Annotated in this window: 20 protein-coding genes and 2 pseudogenes; 14 read left to right on the forward strand and 8 right to left on the reverse strand. The window is 47.2% G+C overall.

All coding sequences use genetic code 11. The features are described 5' to 3' along the window. Window positions 1-2: 2 nt before the first annotated feature. Together sodB and bioD are read right to left on the reverse strand one after the other, a co-directional pair. Window positions 3-644: a superoxide dismutase [Fe] gene (gene sodB, locus K6J74_RS00945; protein WP_221272078.1), complete on the reverse strand. Its 642-nt coding sequence runs from the start codon at window positions 642-644 to the stop codon at window positions 3-5. A 71-nt stretch (window positions 645-715) separates the two neighbouring features. Next, window positions 716-1,375 (reverse strand): dethiobiotin synthase, encoded by a 660-nt coding sequence (bioD, locus tag K6J74_RS00950; RefSeq protein WP_221272079.1) that lies wholly within the window; start codon window positions 1,373-1,375, stop codon window positions 716-718. A gap of 114 nt (window positions 1,376-1,489) precedes the next feature. Here bioD and K6J74_RS00955 point away from each other — a divergent pair, with 114 nt between their 5' ends. From K6J74_RS00955 to K6J74_RS01015, 13 genes and pseudogenes are all read left to right on the forward strand, one after another. Further along, window positions 1,490-1,906: a universal stress protein gene (locus tag K6J74_RS00955; RefSeq protein WP_221272080.1), complete on the forward strand. Its 417-nt coding sequence runs from the start codon at window positions 1,490-1,492 to the stop codon at window positions 1,904-1,906. Further along, window positions 1,906-4,133, forward strand: a pseudogene (locus tag K6J74_RS00960) (AAA family ATPase). Before K6J74_RS00955 ends, K6J74_RS00960 begins: the two are co-directional and overlap by 1 nt. Next, a complete protein-coding gene (panD, locus tag K6J74_RS00965; protein ID WP_221272081.1) occupies window positions 4,133-4,492 on the forward strand; it encodes an aspartate 1-decarboxylase in 360 nt (119 codons plus the stop codon). Before K6J74_RS00960 ends, panD begins: the two are co-directional and overlap by 1 nt. Next, window positions 4,486-4,788, forward strand: coding sequence for a YbaB/EbfC family nucleoid-associated protein (locus tag K6J74_RS00970; RefSeq protein ID WP_221272082.1), 303 nt, complete (start codon window positions 4,486-4,488; stop codon window positions 4,786-4,788). The genes panD and K6J74_RS00970 overlap by 7 nt, the downstream gene beginning before the upstream one ends. Window positions 4,789-4,815: 27 nt before the next feature. After that, window positions 4,816-5,850, forward strand: coding sequence for a DUF7488 domain-containing protein (locus tag K6J74_RS00975; RefSeq protein WP_221272083.1), 1,035 nt, complete (start codon window positions 4,816-4,818; stop codon window positions 5,848-5,850). Continuing rightward, window positions 5,837-6,750 (forward strand): annotated as a pseudogene (locus K6J74_RS08945) (polyprenyl synthetase family protein). The gene K6J74_RS00975 and the pseudogene K6J74_RS08945 overlap by 14 nt, the downstream one beginning before the upstream one ends. Continuing rightward, the gene (gene surE / locus K6J74_RS00985) at window positions 6,747-7,511 is read left to right on the forward strand and encodes a 5'/3'-nucleotidase SurE (RefSeq protein WP_221272084.1); all 765 of its coding nucleotides are present in this window, start codon (window positions 6,747-6,749) and stop codon (window positions 7,509-7,511) included. Before K6J74_RS08945 ends, surE begins: the two are co-directional and overlap by 4 nt. A gap of 21 nt (window positions 7,512-7,532) precedes the next feature. Further along, entirely contained in the window at window positions 7,533-8,183 is a 651-nt protein-coding gene (locus tag K6J74_RS00990) for a hypothetical protein (RefSeq protein ID WP_221272085.1), read from the forward strand. A 1-nt stretch (window position 8,184) separates the two neighbouring features. Continuing rightward, a complete protein-coding gene (locus K6J74_RS00995) occupies window positions 8,185-8,811 on the forward strand; it encodes a 6-pyruvoyl trahydropterin synthase family protein (protein WP_221272086.1) in 627 nt (208 codons plus the stop codon). After that, window positions 8,808-9,536: a 7-carboxy-7-deazaguanine synthase QueE gene (locus K6J74_RS01000; protein ID WP_221272087.1), complete on the forward strand. Its 729-nt coding sequence runs from the start codon at window positions 8,808-8,810 to the stop codon at window positions 9,534-9,536. The genes K6J74_RS00995 and K6J74_RS01000 overlap by 4 nt, the downstream gene beginning before the upstream one ends. Continuing rightward, window positions 9,536-10,840 (forward strand): DHH family phosphoesterase, encoded by a 1,305-nt coding sequence (locus K6J74_RS01005; protein WP_221272088.1) that lies wholly within the window; start codon window positions 9,536-9,538, stop codon window positions 10,838-10,840. The genes K6J74_RS01000 and K6J74_RS01005 overlap by 1 nt, the downstream gene beginning before the upstream one ends. Further along, window positions 10,837-11,157 (forward strand): single-stranded-DNA-specific exonuclease, encoded by a 321-nt coding sequence (locus K6J74_RS01010; protein ID WP_221272089.1) that lies wholly within the window; start codon window positions 10,837-10,839, stop codon window positions 11,155-11,157. Before K6J74_RS01005 ends, K6J74_RS01010 begins: the two co-directional genes overlap by 4 nt. Before the next feature lie 62 nt (window positions 11,158-11,219). After that, on the forward strand, window positions 11,220-11,672 hold the full coding sequence (locus K6J74_RS01015; RefSeq protein ID WP_221272090.1) for a DMT family transporter: 453 nt from the start codon (window positions 11,220-11,222) through the stop codon (window positions 11,670-11,672). Between the two features lie 531 nt (window positions 11,673-12,203). On the opposite strand, the gene K6J74_RS01020 is transcribed toward K6J74_RS01015, so the two are convergent. From K6J74_RS01020 to K6J74_RS01035, 4 genes are all read right to left on the reverse strand, one after another. After that, the gene (locus tag K6J74_RS01020) at window positions 12,204-12,998 is read right to left on the reverse strand and encodes an HpaA family protein (protein ID WP_221272091.1); all 795 of its coding nucleotides are present in this window, start codon (window positions 12,996-12,998) and stop codon (window positions 12,204-12,206) included. Window positions 12,999-13,108: 110 nt separating this feature from the next. Continuing rightward, on the reverse strand, window positions 13,109-14,224 hold the full coding sequence (locus K6J74_RS01025) for a metallophosphoesterase (RefSeq protein WP_221272092.1): 1,116 nt from the start codon (window positions 14,222-14,224) through the stop codon (window positions 13,109-13,111). Between the two features lie 12 nt (window positions 14,225-14,236). Beyond that, a complete protein-coding gene (locus K6J74_RS01030) occupies window positions 14,237-15,841 on the reverse strand; it encodes an ABC-F family ATP-binding cassette domain-containing protein (RefSeq protein ID WP_221272093.1) in 1,605 nt (534 codons plus the stop codon). Between the two features lie 35 nt (window positions 15,842-15,876). Further along, the gene (locus K6J74_RS01035; RefSeq protein WP_221272094.1) at window positions 15,877-17,046 is read right to left on the reverse strand and encodes an MFS transporter; all 1,170 of its coding nucleotides are present in this window, start codon (window positions 17,044-17,046) and stop codon (window positions 15,877-15,879) included. 159 nt (window positions 17,047-17,205) lie between these two features. Here K6J74_RS01035 and ccoG point away from each other — a divergent pair, with 159 nt between their 5' ends. Further along, window positions 17,206-18,639 (forward strand): cytochrome c oxidase accessory protein CcoG, encoded by a 1,434-nt coding sequence (gene ccoG, locus K6J74_RS01040; protein ID WP_221272095.1) that lies wholly within the window; start codon window positions 17,206-17,208, stop codon window positions 18,637-18,639. Between the two features lie 70 nt (window positions 18,640-18,709). Here the strand turns inward: ccoG and K6J74_RS01045 are convergent, their stop codons facing one another. Together K6J74_RS01045 and K6J74_RS01050 are read right to left on the reverse strand one after the other, a co-directional pair. Continuing rightward, window positions 18,710-19,297, reverse strand: coding sequence for a hypothetical protein (locus tag K6J74_RS01045; protein ID WP_221272096.1), 588 nt, complete (start codon window positions 19,295-19,297; stop codon window positions 18,710-18,712). A gap of 32 nt (window positions 19,298-19,329) precedes the next feature. After that, on the reverse strand, window positions 19,330-20,058 hold the full coding sequence (locus K6J74_RS01050) for an outer membrane protein (protein WP_221272097.1): 729 nt from the start codon (window positions 20,056-20,058) through the stop codon (window positions 19,330-19,332). Window positions 20,059-20,118: the final 60 nt, after the last annotated feature.

Here is a 20,118-nt window from a genome sequence, read left to right on the forward strand (position 1 = left end):
GGCTAGGCTTTCTTATGCACGATTTGGTTGATGTAATAATCCACAGAGCCCAAACCTTCCTTTTTTGCCCACTCTAAACACTCGGACACAAACGCCCAGTTGATGTGTTCGTAGAATTTCTCCAAATACACGGGGCGGGCGTTTTTGTGATCGATGTAGTAGGCGTGTTCCCACACATCCACGACTAGAAGGGGGACTTTTTGCTCGGTTACAGGGGTGTGGGCGTTGCTGGTTTGCACGATTTCAATTTTGCTTGTCGCAGGGTTATACACCGCCCAATTCCACCCGGAGCCAAAGAGCGTGGTGGCACTTTTAATGAAGGCCTCCTTAAAGGCTTCGAGTGAGCCGTAATCAGTGGTGATGGCGTGTTTGAGTTCTTCGCTCATTTCGGTGGCTTTAGGGCTTAGGCAGTCCCAATAAAAATCGTGGTTGTAGATTTGCGCGGCGTTGTTAAACACCCCTCCGCTAGACTTAGTGAGAATAGTGAATAAACAACTGTCTTTAAACTCCGTGTCCTTGACGAGGTTGTTGAGGTTGTTGACATAAGTTTGGTGGTGCTTGCCGTGGTGGTAGTCAAAGGCGGTGGGGCTTAGAAAATCTCCCATGCTATCCTTGCTGTAGGGCAAATCTCTTAAAACAAACATGTTTTCTCCTTGAATTTGAGTTAGGGGGCTATTATAGTCATTTTCATAACATTTTGATAAACAAGGCTTATTTAAGATTCTAAGAGGCGGTTTAAAAGCAGGTCTTGCTGCTCTTGAAAAACTAAAATGGGCTCTTTTAAGTTGTTGTTAAGATAATCCACATAGGGCTTACTGGTTTGGTAGTAGGCGCGGTTGTCGAGCATGTTGATGGCGATTTGGCAAGGGATTTTATTTGCGCTGAGGTAGTGCAGGTTTAACAAGAGGTCATTTAACATGCCAAGTTTGCTTCCACTCACTAGTAGCAATTTTGCCTTAAGGTAGAGGGCTAAATCCACAATCCGCACCTTTTCATCTAGGGGCACGAGCAAGCCCCCCACACCTTCAATGATGAGCAGGTCGCATCTTTCTTGCAGGGTTTTAAGCCTTTTTTCAATGTATTTAAACTCTATGAGGGGTAGGTGGGGCTCAAAGCGCGTCGCTACAAAGGGGCTAGCCGCGAGCACATAGCGGTAAAAACTAATGTCGTCTAAGATTAAATCGGGGTCGATTTGCTGGTTTGTTTCTAAGAATAAGTCGGCATCGCTTTTTTCTTGGGTGTTGATGCCTGTTTCAATGGGCTTGGTAAGTAGGGTTTTAATGCCTTTGTCGTTGTAAAGTTGAGCGAGTTTAAGGGCCATGGTGGTCTTGCCCACATCTGTATTGGTGGCGCTAATAAAAATTGGGCGATGCATTGGGTATCCTTGTTTGTGGGTTTTGGTAGTGGGGTATTATAATACAAATGCTCATAACGATACTTTTAGCTTAACTTTTCTATAATGGAGCTAAATTCTGTGTGAGGATTTGCCATGCTTAGAGTGCTTTTTGGGATCAGCGATACGCAAGAGTGCAGAAGCGGGGTGGATGCGGCAATTAGGCTGTTTTCTAAGATGAAGGAAGTGCATTTCACCTTGGTGCATGTCAGTCCCGAAGTGTTGATTTACCCCGAGAGTGGGATCATGAACTACAGCCAAACCGAGGTGGCTGAGGACGAGCAATCCAAACACCTTATCGATGAGTTCACGGAGCTGTTCGCCCAACAGGGCATTTCTTGCGAGACAGCGTTGAAAATGGGCAACCCCGTGGATATTATCCTAGAAATGGCACCTAGCTTTGACTTACTCGTCATCGGGGCGAGCGAGTCGTCCATGTTCTACCGCCTCTTTGGCTCACACCAAAATAGTTTCATTGACAATTCCCCCATCCCTGTGTTGGTGGCAAAGTAATGCCTCCCATCACCACAAGACTCAACCGCTTATTAAATGCGGCGATGGCCCTAGCGAGCAAGCTCTCACACCGCTACATCACCCCCGAGCATTTGTTTTTATTATGCTCAATGACAAAGAGGTGCAAGGCTTTTTAAGGCGTTTGGATTTAGACATAGAGGAGGCGAAGCAACTCACCCAAAACCACCTCACCGAGAACATCCCCACCTATGAAAACGCCCCAGAGGGGCATGGCAAAACTCCCGTAAATGACGAGCATTTAAACCGCCTGCTTCAGGCCCTAAGCCGCTACGCCAAAGAAATGCCCCACAAGGTGCTAGATGTGCAGGATTTGCTGTGGCTCATGGTGGAGAAAATCCCTTGCTATGCCACCGAAATCCTAAAAACCTATGGCATTGATGGTCCTAAAATCCTAGAACAACCCCCCTTAACCTTCTCCAAAGAGAAAACCTCCGCTTTAAGGAAGTTCGCCCGGGATTTAAACGCCCTCGCCTCCAAGCACGCCATCGACCCCGTTTCACATAGAGAAGTGGAGATCCAAAAAGTCATCGAGGTCTTGGGGCGGCGCAAGAAAAACAACCCCCTCTTGGTGGGCGAGCCGGGCGTGGGCAAAACCGCCATTGCTGAGGGGTTGGCCTTGAAAATCGCCAACCAAGAAGTCCCCCCATTTTTATCAGGGCGCACCATTTACGCCCTAGATTTGAGTGCGATGGTCGCAGGGAGCAAGTATAGAGGCGAATTTGAAAAACGCCTCAAAAAGACCCTAAAAGAATTACAACGGGACAAGGGAAGTATTTTATTCATCGATGAAATCCACACCGTGCTAGGGGCGGGGGCTTCAAGCGCAGGGGCACTTGATGGGGCAAACATCTTAAAGCCTATGCTCGCTGATGGCTCTTTAAGCTGCATTGGCGCGACCACCTTTGACGAGTTTAGAGCGGTGCTCGAAAAGGACAAAGCCTTTTGCCGCCGCTTTAGTAAAATTGACATCTTAGAGCCCTCTAAAGAGGATTGCTATGGCATCTTAGAGGACATCTCGAGCTACTACGAGCGCCACCACAAGGTCAAATACAGCAAAGAAGCCCTAAAGGCTTGCGTGGATTTGTCCGTGCATTATTTGCACGAAAACTTTTTACCCGACAAGGCGATCGATTTAATGGACATGGCCGGCTCGTTTAAGAAAATCTACGCCCCAAGCAGCCCCCCCCCCACCATTTCTAAAAACGACATTGAAAATGTGCTGTCTTTTAAAATAGACATCCCCAAAGCCCACATCAGCCCCGAGAAGAAAAACCGCCTCAAAGGGCTAGAGGACCAACTCAAAAAAGAAGTCTTCGCCCAAGATCAGGCGATCGCCCGCTTGGTGGAAACCATTAAAATCCACGCTTCGGGTTTGGCGGGGGCAAGAAAACCCGTGGCAAGTTTCTTATTCGTAGGCCCTAGTGGGGTGGGTAAAACCGAGCTAGCCAAAGCCCTAGCCAAGCACCTACACTTGCATTTAGAACGCTTTGACATGAGCGAGTATAAAGAACCGCACAGCATTTCTAAGCTCATCGGTGCGCCCTCGGGGTATGTGGGCTTTGAGCAGGGCGGGCTGTTGGTGAATGCCATTAGAAAGCACCCTCGTTGTGTGCTGCTTTTAGACGAGATCGAAAAGGCGCACCCCAATGTCTACGACCTGCTTTTGCAAATCACAGACGATGCGACCCTCACCGACAACACCGGGCGCAAGAGCGACTTTAGCCACACCATTTTAATTTTAACCTCCAATGCCGGCAGCCAAGCTTTAGGCAAGTTGGGCTTTTTAGAGGACAACGCCCACCGCTACCAAAACGCCCTCAAAGAAATTTTAAGCCCTGAACTGCGCTCAAGACTGGATGCGATTTTAACCTTCAAACCCCTAGACTTGGCGCATTTGGAATGCGTGGTGCAAAAAGAGTGCAAGAAAATCGAGGCCATGCTTGCCCCTCGTAACATCAGCCTTGCGGTGGATAAATCCGCCATTAACTACCTCGCCACTTTATGCCAAAAAGACCCCCTAGGCGCACGCATTGTGGAAAAATTAGTCCATCAGCATATCAAGGTGAAACTGAGCGATGCGCTGCTCTTTGGTGGGCTTAAAGAGGGGGGGAGTGCGAAATTCACATGGCGCAACCAAGAAATGCAACTAACGCTCAAAAACACGAGCAAAACCCGCAAACTGCGCCAAACCACGAAAACGCCCTAATGCCGCTCATCCAAGCCCTGTATAGCAAAATCCACCGCGCGGTGGTTACGGATGCGAATTTAAATTACGAAGGCTCGATCACTCTAGGCGCGGACTTGTTAAAAGCCTCTAAACTTGCCCCCTTCATGAAGGTGGATATTTTAAACATCAACAACGGAGCGCGCTTTAGCACCTATGTCATTGAGGGCGCGGGCTATGAAGTGTGTATCAATGGGGCGGCAAGCCGCTTAGTGCAAAAGGGCGACCTTGTGATCATTGTCGCCTATGTGTCGCTTCCCTTAGAGGACTTACCAAACCACAAGCCTCACATCGTGTTTGTGGACCACAACAACGCCCCCAAGAAGGATATTTCATGTTAGATTTTAGCCAATTTGGCGGTTTGCTCTCCAGCTTGCAAGAGCAGATTAAAGAAATGGAGAACAAGAGCAAGGAAACCACCTTTGAGGCCAAGAGCGGGGGCGGGCTTGTGAAGGTGAAGTTTAATGGGGCGGGCGAGCTCTTAGACATTTTTATAGACGATGGTTTGCTTGAGGATAAAGAAGCCTTGCAAATCTACTTAATGAGCGCGCTTAATGAGGCGTATAAACAAGTGGAGGACGCAAGAAAAAACGCCGCCTTTGGCATGCTCGGGGGGATCAACCCCTTTGCCAAATAGGGTTTTGGTGTGGATTAAAGCCGCCTAATGCCCCACGCACGAAAACGCTTTTTGCTTGCTTTTTTAGGGCTATTGGCTCTCTTTTTAAATGCCCTTCAAGGCTATGACTTCTCGCATTGTGAGGGCTATTACAAAAGGGCGAGCCATTCGGGCAGTGTGTCCTTGTTTTGGAAAGGTGGGCAAGTGTCCTTTGCCCATGGCAAACTCCCCAAGGGGGCGAAAATTTTAAAAGCAGACCCCTTCATCGGCTTTTACTTACTCAAAACCCCCCCTACCGAGTTTGCCTACAATCTCTTAGACATCGACGAGCGTGCCTACACCCACCCCTTAGCAAGTATCAGCACAGACAGAGCCACTCCCGGGCGCATTGTCAAACGCCAAGAGGGGTTTTTAGACTTCGCCAAGTTTTCTACCCCTGTGGCGGCTAATGGGGTGGTGAGCAATATTTGCTATCAAATTTATGGTGTAGGGGTGGGCGGGGGTTTTATAGAGGCGCGCTACATCAAACGCTTTTTACGCCAAAAGTCGCCCTATTATGGCGACATCGGGGTGAGGGTGCGCCAAAGGGGGGGCGTGGTGGTCGAGAGCATCGATCCTTTTTTTCCAAACAACCCTTTTTTAGAGCAGGACAAAATCACCAATATCAATGGGCGCAACATCAACAATGTGCGGGAGTTTGAATGGGTGGTGAGTAATTTAGCCTACCAGGAGCGCGCCAGCGTGCAGGTTTTACGGGGGGGGCGTTTGAGGGCTTTACAAGTGAGGGTGGATAAACGCTATGGGGGGTTTTTGTTGCCTGATAGCTTTTTGGAGCGCTTTGGCATCCGGCTAAGCCCACATTTTGTCATCCAAACCATCAACAAGAGCCGCCCCCACGATTTTAAGCTCTTGCATGTGGGCGATAAGCTCGTATGGATCAACCGCAGACCCATAGCCCCCGCCGGCGTGAGCTTTAGTGCCAAGCTTGCCGCTCTGCGCCGCGCTTTAAGCCACGCCTACATGCAGGGGAGGATTGAAATGTTAGTTTTAAGAAATGGATTTGAGTTCTATGTCCGCTTGTGATTTGCGCTTGTTTAACGAGGTGTGCGCCGCCTTTGAGGCGTATCTTGTCGCGAGTAAGCCAAAACCAAAATTACAAGACTTTGACCCTCCTTTTGATCCCTCTTTTAAATTTGAAACCGCCCTTTGGGAGATGCTTTTAAATGGGGGCAAACGCTTTAGACCCAAGCTTTTATTAGCTGTTGTGTGCGCCTTTGTGCGCTCAAGTAAGCGCATACAACAAGCCCACCCCATCGCCCTAGCCCTAGAGGTATTGCATACTTACTCGCTTATCCACGATGATTTACCTTGCATGGACAACTCCCCCCTGCGTCGCGGTCATCCCACCCTACACACCACCTACAACGAAACCACAGCTACGCTTGTGGGCGATGGTTTAAACACCTACGCCTTTGAGCTCATCGTAAGTGCCAAACTCTCAAGCCCCCTAAAGGTGCGCTTAGTGGCGACTCTAGCACAATGTGGGGGGTTAGGGGCATGGTGCTAGGCCAAGCCCTAGATTGCCACTTTGAGGGGCAGGAGTTGGAGCAAGCACAATTAGAGAAATTACACACCCTAAAGACGGGTAAACTCATTGCCGCCAGCCTTAAAATGGGCGCGCTCATTGCCCAAGAGTTTAGCAAGACCCCTAAAGATTTAACGCAAACCCTTTTTAATTTTGGGCTGTTAATGGGGTTGTTTTTTCAAGTGCGTGATGACATCATCGATGCCACCCAAAGCCCTGAGCAATCGGGCAAAAGCACGCATGCTGATGGCTTGAAAAACACCTATGTGCGCTTGCTCGGGCTAGAGGGGGCTAGGGGGTATTTAAGCACTTTACAAGCGCAACTTTTAGAGAGGCTAGCACAGCTGCCCCCCGCCCTGAAAGGGTATTTAACGCATTTGCTGGAGAGCTTGGCATGAAGCCTTATATTTTACTCACAAACGATGATGGCTATGAGGCAAGGGGGCTTTTAGTACTCAAGGAGGCGCTAGAACCCATCGCTGAGATCTTGGTGGTCGCCCCTAAAAATGAAAAATCCGCCTGCGGACATGGGGTTACAACCACCCTGCCCTTGCGCTTGGAGCAAATGGGGGATGGGTATTACCGCGTGGACGATGGCACGCCCACAGATTGCGTGTGTTTGGCTTTATCCATTGCCAAACGCCCCTTTGATTTACTCATCTCAGGGATTAACCACGGCTCGAACATGGGCGAGGATGTGCTCTACTCAGGCACCGTTGCCGGGGCGATTGAGGGCACGATCCACAATATCCCCTCCATCGCCTTGTCGCAATACATCAAAGAGCGCAAACTCTTTAGCCAATTTGATTTTGCCCTAGCTAAAGAAATTGCCTTAAAACTTGTAGAGCATTGCTTAAAAGAATACCCCCTAAAGGGGCGTAAGTTTTTAAATGTCAATGTCCCCCAAAGCCCGCATTTTAAGGGGGTGAAAATCACACAGCAGGGCATCCGCTTGTATGCCAACAATATCCACTGCAAGCAAGATCCCAAGGGCAAGCAGTATTGCTGGATGGGGGTCAATCCCTTGCGTTGGGAGGAAAGAGAGGGGACAATGAGCGATTTTAAAGCCCTAAAAGAGGGCTTTGTGTCCATCACACCCATCACGCTGAACATGACAAGTTACGCCGATTTAGAGGGTTTGCAAGGCTGGTTTGCCTAAACTTATAGTAGAATGGGGTTTATGAAAACAAAACACCTTTTTTTGTGGTTGTTGCCTATAGTCTTTCTCTTTAGTGGTTGCCACCGCTTGAACATGGGCTATTTCTCTGAGGTGCGTGGGGGGTATATCTTTAATGTCAGCTCGCCCACGGTGGTGGTCTACAACAAGGAGGACATGGTAACCTCCTTTTACATCCAGCTCATCATCTACGACTTGCAAGAGCTCGGTTTTTACAATGTCTTTAGCATGCAAGAATACCCCGCCTCTAAAGCCAAAAATGTCATTTACGCCCAAGTGGTGCGTAACATCTCTGCCGTGCCTGTGCTCGCCTACCACTACACCCTCATAGACAGAGCTAAGAGCAACCATTGTTATTGGCATGAAGGGCAATTTTATTGCGCCAAAATCCCCACAGACTACTACGCCATCAATGGCTTTTCGGCGTATTCTAAAATGTTGGCTGGGTCGCATTTTATTTTAGACTGGTGGGACAATGTCATCAATAAACGGGTGCTTTACATTGACGGGAGTGTGAGCGGGAACACCTGCGGGTATGACCGCTTGTATGAAGAGCTCATCTCTAACACCATCGGGCGCATAGACTTCACCAGGTCGGAGCATTACCGCTACTACCACCAACTCCCCATTTACCAGCCCTGCTATAGGCGTTAAAATGCAAATCCGCCGTTTGTTTAACTTCTGTGCGAGCCACATCGTGCGTAACTGCACTTCTAGGCGGTGCGCCACGAGCATACACGGACATAACTACCAAGTGGAAGTCTTTTTAAAAGCACACAAGCTAGACAGAGCGGGCATGGCCTTAGATTTTGGGATTTTTAAAAATGAAATCGCCAGCTTCGTTGACGCATTTGACCACGCCCACCATTTTTGGGACAAAGAAGCCGTAGGCTTCCAAAGTTTTATCATGGACACTTGCGAACGCCATGTGAAACTAAGCTTTAACCCAAGTGCCGAGCATTACGCTTTAATGTTCCACCTTTTCATCAGCGCGATTTTAGAGGCAACAGAACTACATAACAACGAGGCGGTGAAAGTCTGCTCTGTGAGAGTGCATGAAACCAGCTATGGCTACGCCCAAAGTGAGGCAGAGGATTTAAGTAACCCCGACTTAATGGGGGCAATCTCTTTAGAGGGCGTGGTGTTTTCCCCCGCCGTTTTAAAAGACATGCCAAATCCAAAACTCTTAGAGCAGCTTTTAAATTACCACCAAGCCAAAGAAAACGCCCAAGTCATGCCTAAAAAACCCTTCTCTAGCCCCCTACCCCTAGCCCAAATATGAGCCTACCCCTAGTAGAAATCTTTTACAGCTTGCAGGGCGAGGGCTCTTGTGTGGGGCAACCGAGTGTGTTTATCCGCTTAGGGGGGTGCAATTTTAAATGCGTGGGCTTTGGAGTGAAGGCAAATATTGAGGGGCAAGAGCTTGTGGGCTGTGATAGTATCTACGCTGTGCGCCCCAATTCTAAATGGCAATATCTAAAGAGTGCCAAAGAGCTTTTAGACAAACTCCCCGCCTTTAACTCTAAACACTTGCCTTTAATCGTGCTCACCGGGGGTGAGCCAAGCCTGCATTTTAAAAACCCTATTTTGCTAGAGGCGTTGCAAATTTTGCAGACAAAAGGGCATGAACTTTGGGTTGAGAGTAATGGGAGTGTGTTGTTTGACTTTAGCCCGCCCTTAGATTCTCTGCACTTTACCCTAAGCCCCAAGTTGGCCTTTAGTGGCGAGCAAACCCCCCTAAAGCCCTTGCAACACATCTTAGACAACGCCCTAGAAGTGGTGTTTAAATTCGTGCTAAAAAGCCCTGAAGATATACAAGAAGTGCAAGCCTTGCTAAAAAGGTTGCATTTTAAAAAGCCCCCCTTAGTCTATCTCATGCCCCTAGCCACAGATCAAGAGAGCTTACAAGAGGGTTTAGAGAGTTTAGTGGCCGTGTGTTTAGCGCATGGCTACTCTTTAGGCCAAAGGCTACACATACAGCTTTGGGGCAACACACCGGGGCGCTAATGTTAGAGGCATTTAGGGCGCACATTGAGAGCATTAGCAAAGAGGACGGCACGCATAAATTTAGCCTTGATAGTGTGCTAGAAATGGGCGAGGGGCACAAGGCGTTAGAGCTTTTAGCCCACGCCTTAAAAGAGCAAAGGCAAATCATTATCGGGGGGGATTACGATTGCGATGGCATGAGCGGGACAGCCCTAGCCCTATACTTCTTTAAAGAGGTGCTGCACTACCCCAAAGTCAATTACATCATCCCCAGACGCAACATAGACAGCTATGGCATGAGCGTAGAACTCTTACAAGCCTACGCCCATCAAGAACGCTTAGTGAAAATCCACTACAACGCTAAAGGGCAAAGCTTAGGGGGCAAGCCCCTAAACTTTAAGGATAGTCTATTCATCACCATAGACAATGGGGCAACCATCCCCGATGAGGTGTGCGCCTTTTTACACGCCCACAACACGCCTTTAATCTTAAGCGATCACCACGAATTTTTGGAGGGGCGTATCCCCGCTTGCGATGCCTTTGTGCATCCACTTTTAGGCGACAAGCATCCCTTTAAAGGCATTAGCGGGGCGTGCGTGGGGTATTTGCTCTTGCTCGCCTATGCCAAGCACACCAAGGTGAAAATGCGCCTAGACCATTTGCAATATTTACAAGTCTTAGCCGGGCTTAGCACCATAGGCGACATGATGGATTTAAGTATGCCCTACAACCGCCAACTGGTGCAGCGCATGGACCACACCCTAAAGAGCGCCATGCCAAATTCACTCAAAGCCCTATACTTAGCCCAAAAATACCAAAACCCCTATAAACTAAGCACCCTAGCGTGGGACATCATCCCCTTGATCAATGCCGTGGGGCGGCTCGATGGCATTGAGGGCTTTTGCCATTGCAATTTAGTCGTGGATTTACTCGCCACAAGGGAGGCTAACCCTACTTACGCCGTGCTTTTAGTGCAGACCAATCAAAAACGCAAAGAGTGTATCCAAGAGATTAAAAAAAACCTACAACCCACACAAAAAGGCGCACTCATCTATGCGGGCGGGCAAATCCCTAGAGGGGTTTTAGGCATGCTCGCTAACCAATTCTTAGAAATGGGGGGCAAGCTGTCTTTGTGTTGGCGGTTTGAAAACACAAGCATAGAAGTGTCCTTGCGCTCTAAAGAGACGGATTTAATGCAAGCCTTAGCCCAATTAAAAGAGCAGGGCGTGAGCGTTCAAGGCGGGGGGCATAAGCAAGCCTGCGGGCTTGTGTTTGAAACCCAAGATGACTTTAAGCACGCCCTAGAGATTTTAAGCACGCTATGACCTTTAAAGCCCCCCATTTAGAAGTGTTTTTCAATACTGAGTTTTTAGAGCTTTATGCCAAGGGCGAGCCTTATGGGGTGGGCAATCCCACGCCTTTATTTGAGGTTTGCGCCCCCTTAAAATCGTGGCGTTTTTTGGGGCGCACCAAGCAGCATGTAGAGCTCATCTTAGAGGATCACACCGCCCTGTTGGTGTGTAAGTGGTGGTTTTGCCCTAAGGAGCACCATATCCACTTTCGCCCCCAAAGCTCCCTAACTTTAGTGGGTGAATTTGACCCCTTTGACAAGGAATTAAAATGCCTAGAGATGAAAATTTGATTAAAATTTATTTAAAGTTCAAATGTTAAGGTCTCCTTATACACACAATTAAGGGGTTGTTAATGTTTTATATTTTTGCACTCTTAGCCGGCATGGCCCTCGCTTTGCAAGCCCCCATCAACGCGGCTTTAGCTAGAGATATGGGGGGTGTAAGTGTCTTTGCGGCGTTCTTTTCGTTTTTGGTGGGGACTTTATGTCTCTTAGTCTTAGTAAGGGTGTTTCACCAAATGGGCAGCGATACTCTAAAACTCTTATTCCATCAAGAGTGGTGGAAGTTTATCGGTGGTCTTTTGGGGGCTTTTGTGGTGTTTACGACCATCACCAGCGCACCCAAAATTGGGCTAGCCCCCATGCTCGTCTTTTTACTCGTGGGGCAGTTGTGTATGGGCTTATTCTTAGACTCCATTGGGGCTTTTGGCTTGGCGCAAAAAACCATCAGCCTATTTAAACTTCTAGGCCTCACACTCATCATTTCTGGGATTGTGGTCTTTTTTTATAAGGATATTTTTAAATAATGGGGGTTAGATTTGCAAATCTCCAACTTTGAGCCCAATCGAATTAATCGCCTTTTGGTTATCTATGCTTTTAGTGCTAGCACACCACATATAGGACAAAATTAAAATTGCCCGACACTCATTGAAGCGCATAAAACGCTACATGGCACTAATTTGTGTTGCATGGCTTGGTAACGGAGTTTTAACCATAAATCCGTCTCTTCTTTGGAAAAACTTGTGTGTCCTATTGGACCATACAAATAAAAGCCGCCAAGTGGGATAAATCCACCGCCGCCACCAACCTAACTTGCCATAATGTAAATACTCAAAAAAGACAAGCCTTGTCAAACCCCAAGACTTGTTAACACTCCCTAGACTCTCCTTAGAAACCATCACTTTTATATCCTTGTTGTGGGCGGACAATAACATCTAAAGGGGTAAACATGGCTTATTAAGGGTTTTGGGGGTTTAGCATGGCAAGTAGGGACTTTAGGATTTTTGGCACGGCTTGCGCCTTGCTTAACCTGCTTGGTTTAGCTGTGTTGACTCAATTTATTTTCTAATCTGATCGATCACTTGCCTGTATTGCTTTAGATTAGAGTGTTGCGCCCAAGAGATCACTCTTTCTAACACCACTTTATACACCTTATTGAGAATCCTATGGACAGCATCGTCATGATTTTTATCCATAGGGCCACCCAAGTCGGCATCGTTTGCATTGTTTGCAGTGTCGCCGAGACTGACAGAGCCAGCCCCCGCAAACCCACTTAAGATGACCGATTCTTGAAAGTTGGAGTAAGTGATGGCGTGTTCTGCGCCGATATTGATGGCGATGTTGTGGGTTGTGCGCCCTGTTTTGGGCTCAATGAATTGTAAAATCACCGCCCCCGCGCTCTGCGCTGCTTGTGTTTGCGTGTTGGGATCTTGTGGGTTTTTGGTGTCAATGTTAGTCTCTTCTAAAATGCCTATCCACCCCTTGATTTTTAATAGAGAGTAGATGACATTTTTTTGTGTGGGTGTAAAATCCTTGGCGGATGCAATGCGTATAACGGTGTAGCCTTTTCTTTGGAGAATCTCTTGGACCTGTGTGGCTAGGGCGTTTTGGAATTTTGCGATGTAAGGTTGGACATTTTCATCAGCTTGGATATGCGGGGTTAAAATGGCGGTGATGTGGTCATTTGGAGGCTCTTGGCCAATGTGGATGGGGTAGTTAAAGTTGATAGGAGTTGCGCTCTTTGCGTGTGGTTGGTTGCTTGCGGCTTGTGTTCCCGTGTCTGTTGCACAGCCTGAGAGTGCTAGGGAGATCCCCATGAGTGTTGATAAAATGCCCTTTATGTGTTTTTGCATAAAATCCCCCATTTGAGATGGTTAGAAACTAGATATTGTAAGTTATTAATCAATAATTTAAGTTTAAACCGGGCTAAAAAGCCCCGACTTGCCGGGCTGCCGCACAACTTCTAAACCCTAGCTTGATTTTCAGGTTCTAGATGGATGGACACGATTTCGCTCTTGGTGAGGATACGCACAGGGGGTCCCCAAAAGCCACAACCGCTGCTCACGATCATCTGGCAATCTTTTAAATGGTAATGGCCGTAGAGATATTTTTGATCCAGCCACACCAAGAGGCTAAAGGGGAAGATTTGCCCTGCATGGGTGTGTCCGCATAAAAGCAAGTCGGGTTTTTGCTTTAAATGTGTGAGGGATTTGGGTTGGTGGGAGAGTAAAACACTGGGTAGATTGGGGTTGATTTGGGTAAATGGAGTCTTAAAATCGGGCTCAAAATGTTTAAAGCGATACCCCATGAGATCATTCACCCCCATTAAATTAAGCCCAGCTACTTGGACGCTCTCATTTTGCAAGACGCGTATATGGTGTCTTTTAAACACCTCAATGAGAGCGGTCGCCCCGTGGTAATACTCGTGGTTGCCTAGCACATAATACACGCCGTGCTTGGATTGGATGTCTTTAAGCGGCGCTAAATCCTCTTGCACCAACTTAGCCCTTAAATCCGCTAAATCCCCCACAATCACGACTATATCTGGGTTAAGGGCATTGATGCGATCGACAATTTGTCGCAAGTAATCTTTTTTAAGATACGGACCTATATGTGCATCGCTGATCATGGCTAGATGGAGGGCTTGTTTTAAATTCTTAAGCTTGACACGGCGTTTTGTGATCACAAGATGGGTTGCGTTGTAAAAGCCCTTAGTGATTGAGCTAAAGAGCCAAAAAATCACGCCTAGATCAAAGAATTTTTTAATGGCTTGTCGCCTCTTAAGGTCGGTATTTTGGGGCGTGGTTTTGAGGATCAGCAGATGTAAGAGCAAGAGGCACGCCATGATAAAGCTGGTGGCCATGCTAATCCCACCTATGGCATACAAGACAATCCTAAATTCCCCGAAGACATTAGGGATCATCCTGCGCTGTATAAATAAAAAGACAATTTCAAAAACATACAGAGCGATGGGGATCAAGCGTAAAGAGGGGTAGGTAAATTTCTTTAAACGCACATAATTAAAGCCATTGAGCAACAAAAAGACAGCTAAAAAGATGATTGTAAAAGAGGTGTGCATTTAATCACCGCACTAAGCCCCCTTGCTGGCCAAATACTCTTCATAACTCCCCTTAAAGTCGATCACTTTTGCGCCCTTGTTTGTGGGGACAAGCTCAATAATTCGATTCGCATAAGCGCTGATAAGCTCTCTATCGTGGCTTACGCAAATCACCGCCCCCTCAAATTTATAAAGGGCTTCGCCTAAAGCAATGATCGCCTCTAGGTCTAAATGGTTGGTGGGCTCATCGAGCACTAAAAAATTGCCCTTTTCTAGCATGAGTTTGGATAAAACCATGCGGTGTTTCTCGCCCCCGCTTAAGGCACTCACGCTTTTTTCTTGCTCCGCGCCACTAAAGAGCATCCGCCCTAAAGCGTTTCTCACCTCGCCGCTTTCAATCTTTTTATTGAAGTTAAAGAGCCATTGATATAGGCTTTCCTCCCCTTGGATGCTCTCGCTCACATCTTGGGGGAAGTAGCCCCTTTGCACCGTTGCCCCCCACTTCACGCCCCCACTATCTGGACGCATTTCCTCCACCAAAATTTTACACAGCGTGCTTTTACCCACGCCATTAGGCCCGATCAAGGCGATTTTATCTTTAGGGGCGATTTTTAGGCTCACATTTTTAAGCACCGCTAAATCCCCATAGGCCTTAGAAACGTGGTTGCACTCTAAAGCTTCGTTGCCGATCGTGCGGCTTGGTTTAAAAAGAATGCTCGGATCGCGTCTAGACGAAACTTCTATGCTTTGTATGTCTAGCTTGTCTAATTGCTTTTGGCGGCTGGTGGCTTGGCGCGCCTTGCTCGCATTGGCTGAAAAGCGGGCGATGAAACGCTCTAGCTCCTCTTTTTCTTTAAGCTTTTTATTGCGCTCCGCCTCTTTTTGTTTGGCAATCAAAGTAGAAGCAATGTACCAATCATCATAATTGCCGCTAAACTCCCTGAGCGTGCCAAAGTCTAAATCTAAAATATGGGTGCAGACGGCGTTTAAAAAGTGGCGATCGTGGCTGATGATCACCATTGTCCCCTCGTGGCGTTTTAAATTCTCTTCTAGCCATGCAATGGCGTTTAAATCTAGGTTGTTTGTAGGCTCGTCTAAGAGTAAAATATCGGGCTTGGGGAAAAGCACTTGGGCTAAAAGGATTTTAAATTTATCGCTGCTAGGCAGGCTTTTCATTAAGTCGTTGTGGCGGTGTGCTGGGATACCCAAATCCTCCAAAATTTTCTCCACCACCACTTCGCATTCATACAAGGGGTCTTCTTGCACGCAGATCATTTCTAGATCGGCTAGGCGGGCATTGACCTTATCATCGCTCAAGTCCGCCTCTGTGTAGAGTTTTTCTTTCTCTTTTAGGGCGTTGTATAAAATTTTATTCCCCATTAAAACCGCATCTTTTAAGCTAAACTCTTCAAAAGCGTATTGATCTTGGCCTAGCACCCCTAATTTTAGCCCTGCATTGACGCTCACTTCTCCGCTGCTAGGCTCGATCTGTCCGGCTAAAATCTTTAAAAAGGTGCTTTTGCCCGCCCCATTTGCCCCGATGAGCCCGTAGCGTTTGTGTGCGTCTAGTTTGAGATTGACATTTTCAAAAAGTTTTTTAGTGGCATAACGCATGCCAAGTTGGGTTGTTTGTAACATCAATAAAGTCCTGTGTATTTTTGCTTCAAGTATAGCTATTTTTGGTGAAAATAGGCTTTTTTGAGCCCAAAACTTAAGAAACTAAAGGCACTTAAAGCAAACAAGGCGGCGCAAATGCCGTTCATGTCAATGCTGATATAGCGCGCCACGAGTCCGCCCATCAAAGACGCAAAGGTGATCCCCACATTGAACGAGGCTTCATTGAGCGCGATCGTGCTGTTAGGCGTGTCTGGCGTGAAGGTGCGGGCTAAATGACCGCTTAGCATTTTTAAAGGCGCAATGCACGCAAAGCCAAAGAATCCAAAGGCCATGGCGTTAAACGCCACAACGGGCTTAGGCAAATGGTAACTAAAACTCATCGCAACCAAGGCGAACACTTGCATGCTAAGCAAAAAACGCAGGGCGGCAAACGAGCCCCTTAAATCCGTGAGCTTGCCCCCAAAGAGATTGCCCAGCATCGCCGCCACGCCGTAGTAAAGGTAAATATTGGTAATGCTTTCAACACTAAAGCCGTGTTTTTCAAGTAAGACACGCATGTAGATATAAACCACAAACATAGACCCACACGAAAAAGCCGTAACTAAAAAGCCCTTGTATAGGGGGGGGAAGTTAAAAGCCACCCCCAGGTTTTTAAAGTTAGCCGGCTTGCTAGAAAATTTGGGCAAGACAAACAACGCCAAAAGCGCAGCCACAGCAGCCAAAAAAGCCACCAATAAAAAGGGGGCTAGTAGCCCGAAGTGCTTTGCCACCAAAATCCCCAAAGGCACGCCCGTAACTAAAGCCACGGTGAGCCCGCTTGCCATAAGACTCATCGCCATGCTGGTTTTAGACTTGGGGGCGGCTTTAAGGCACACAAGCGTGGCGATCACAAAGAACAAGCCGTGCATTAATCCCCCGATAAAGCGGGCGATGAGCGCACTCATAAAGCTGTGGCTAAAGAACATTAAAGCGTTGGAGAGGGCAAAAACCCCTAGGGTGAAAATGAGCTGGTTGCGGTAGTTGAAACGCGAGATCAGCACGCTCACAATGGGTGCGCCGATCACCACACCTAGGGCGTAAAGCGTGGCTAAGTTGCCCGCCTCGCTCACCGACACCCCATAAAAGCCACTAAGTTTAGGTAAAATCCCTGAAACCAAAAACTCCGCTACACCTAAGCAAAAGCTGGATAGGGCAAGTAAAGACACAATCCTTAAATAATGCCGCATCGCACACCTCCAAAAAAATCGATGGATAAATTGGATAGATGGATAAGCGGGCATTCTAACACAATCTAGCTAATCCTAAGAAACACCCCAAAACATTTAATCATCCTTAAACAATCTTTGCTACCATGCGCCTATTGCTCCAATAAGGATTTTTATACAATGGATTTACAGAACTCTGTAAAAGGGGCGGACAAAAGCCATTATTTCCGCCAGTCTTTCCGTTTAAAACGCTATATAGTGGCGATCGTCATAACTATTTTTGCGATCGGTGTGCCCTTTATCCATATAGGTGAGGGGCAAGTCTTTTTAATCTCTTTCGAGCATAGACAAATCCATTTGCTTGGCAAGATTTACAGCGCACAAGAAATGTATTTAATGCCTTTCTTGGTGATTTTTCTCTTTATATTCATCTTTTTCATCACTTCTATGCTTGGGCGGGTGTGGTGTGGGTGGGGTTGTCCGCAAACGATCTTTAGAACGATCCACAGAGATTTGATTGAAACTAAGATTCTAGGCTTGCACGCTAAGATCAGCAACAAGCAACGCCCCACGCCCAAAACCCCGAGCAATCGGCTTAAAAAGATTGTTGGGCTTTTTCTCTTTGCCCCCGTGCCCATTATGTCGATGGCAGTGTTATTGTTCTACTTTGTCCCCCCCCATGAGTTCTTTAGCCACCTAGCCCACCCTGCCGACAACGCCCTGCTCATTGGCATTTGGGCGGTTTTAAGTGCGGTGGTGTTCTTTGACATTGTGGTGGTCAAAGAGCGTTTTTGTATCTATCTATGCCCCTATGCACGGGTGCAAAGCGTGCTGTTTGATGATGATACGCTTAATCCTATTTACGACAGCACAAGGGGCGGGGCGATTTACGATGAAAACAATGTAAAAATCCCTAGTTTGCCCCAAAAGCGCAACAAAACCAACGAATGCGTGAGTTGCAACCATTGCGTGTTGGTCTGCCCCACGCACATTGACATTAGAAAAGGCATGCAATTAGAGTGCATCAACTGCCTAGAGTGCGTGGACGCTTGCACGGTAACGATGGATAAATTAAACAAGCCGAGTTTGATCCAATGGTCTTCCACAAACGCCACAAACACGCATAGCAAGGTGAAGTTATGGCGGTCAAAGACCATCGCCTATGTGGGCGTGCTCTTAATGGTCGTGGGGGCTTTGATTGTCGGCTCGTTTAAAAAGGCTTCCATGCTTTTAGATATCACGCATGGGGGGCAACTTTATGCGATCCACAGCGATTTTGTGGACAATGGCTATGTCTTTTTGTTCCAAAACACAAGCAATAGAGCGCATGCCTATACCTTTAATGTGGACGATCCAAACATCAGCATCGTGCGCCCCAAAAACACTCTAAGCATTGAGCCACAGGGCAAACTCAAGGTCGTGGTGATCCTGCGCATGCCTTTAAAAATTGCCAAAGAAGCCTACGAGAAACACGATGTAACACATGCCAAAAAAGAGATTTTACCCATTGTGGTGAAAGCCTACAGCGTGGATAACCCCCAAATCTCCGTGCAACGAGAGAGTATTTTTATTGTTCCTAGTGCGCTAAAGCTCACTAAAACTAAAGCTCACTAGGGGGCTAGTAGCTCAACTAAGGTAAATTCAAAGACCCTTTTTAAGTGGGGCAAACCCCTACAAGGTGGCGTTAAGATTTATCCTCTTTTTCGCCCTCTGTTTTGTCCTTTAGGGATTCTTTGGTGTCCCAAGGCAGGTTGGCATTTTCAAATTGTTCTTGATAGCCCAAGATCAAATTGCGTTGGCTTTGGATGTGATAGTTTTGCGCCTTGATGGTCTGCTCCAAGTGGGCGATGCGCTCTTGTAGCTCTAAAAGATTAGAGGCACTTTCCTCAACCTCCGCACTCTCGCCCTCTAGCCCCGTTTGTTTTAAACGGGCTTTGAGCCTTTCTATACACTTTTTTTGGTTCTCTAGGGCGACTTTTAAGCCCGCCACTTTGGGGCTCTCATTTCGCTGCTTCTCGTTGTTTTGTTGTTTGAGCTGCCCTAGCTCGGTTTTCACGGCTTTGAGTTTAGTCGTGATGTCGCACAATGCCTTTTGTTGGTTAGAGATTTTCCTATCTTTCTCTTGCAACCTTGCGGCAAACTGCTTTTCGATTTCAAGTTTTTCTTTTTCCAACAAAGTGCTGAAGTGGGCTTCAAAACTAGTGGCTAAGACCTCTTTAATGTCGGTCAAAGCCTTTTCCAAGATCGCTTGTAACCGCTGTGTTTCTGGCATTTTACCCCTTTTATTTTAGGGGTATTTTAGCATTAAAAGTTATAGCGGTAGCCCACATACAAGCTGTATTGGCGGCGGTAAGCGACAGACAAGTTCTTTTTGTTGAAGTAGTAGTCATTGATCGTGGGGATTTTGATCCCAAAGTCAAACTCTTGGTGTTTGCCAATGGTGGTGCGCATCCCCAAATTAAAGAGAAATTGGAAAATGGCAGGGTCTAGGACTTGTTTAGATGTAGCGGGGTAGGCGATGTTTAGGAGCGTCCCGCCTGTGGTGTTGCCCCAAGAGTTACCCGCAATCGCCGCCCCCAAGAAAAACCCAAAGGTCACATCTTTCTTATTGATGACATCATAGAGGGTGTCAATGCCCCCGCCGTAGGTGAACATGTCGCTTATGTTAGCAAAGGTGTGATATATGGGATTGCTAGGTGTCCCTTGATTAACCAACGCATTTGCCCCAAAGACCGCATGTCCGTAGTCCATAAAGCCGTAGTAGCGCAGCCCAAACCATTTCTTTTTGCCAAAGAATTGTTTATACCCCACACTAATGCCCAAACCTTGCATCACAGCCAGGTTGGAGTAACCGCCTGCGGGCGCGGGCAGTCTGCTAAATCGGTATTTACCATGCGCGGGGTTTCCGATTTTCTGCCCCACCTGTCCAAATTCATAACTCGCACCCACGAACCACGCATTCCTCTCGGCTTGTAGTCCCGTTGCGCCAAAGACCATAGCACTCGACAAAAAGGCGTAAAGTTTTCTATTCATTTTAATCCTCTTCCTTAAGTTAAATAATTTGTGCTATTCTAGCATAATTTTTTTAACATG

It is taken from the genome of Helicobacter sp. NHP19-012 (genome assembly GCF_019703325.1).
GTDB classification, from domain to species: domain Bacteria; phylum Campylobacterota; class Campylobacteria; order Campylobacterales; family Helicobacteraceae; genus Helicobacter; species Helicobacter gastrofelis.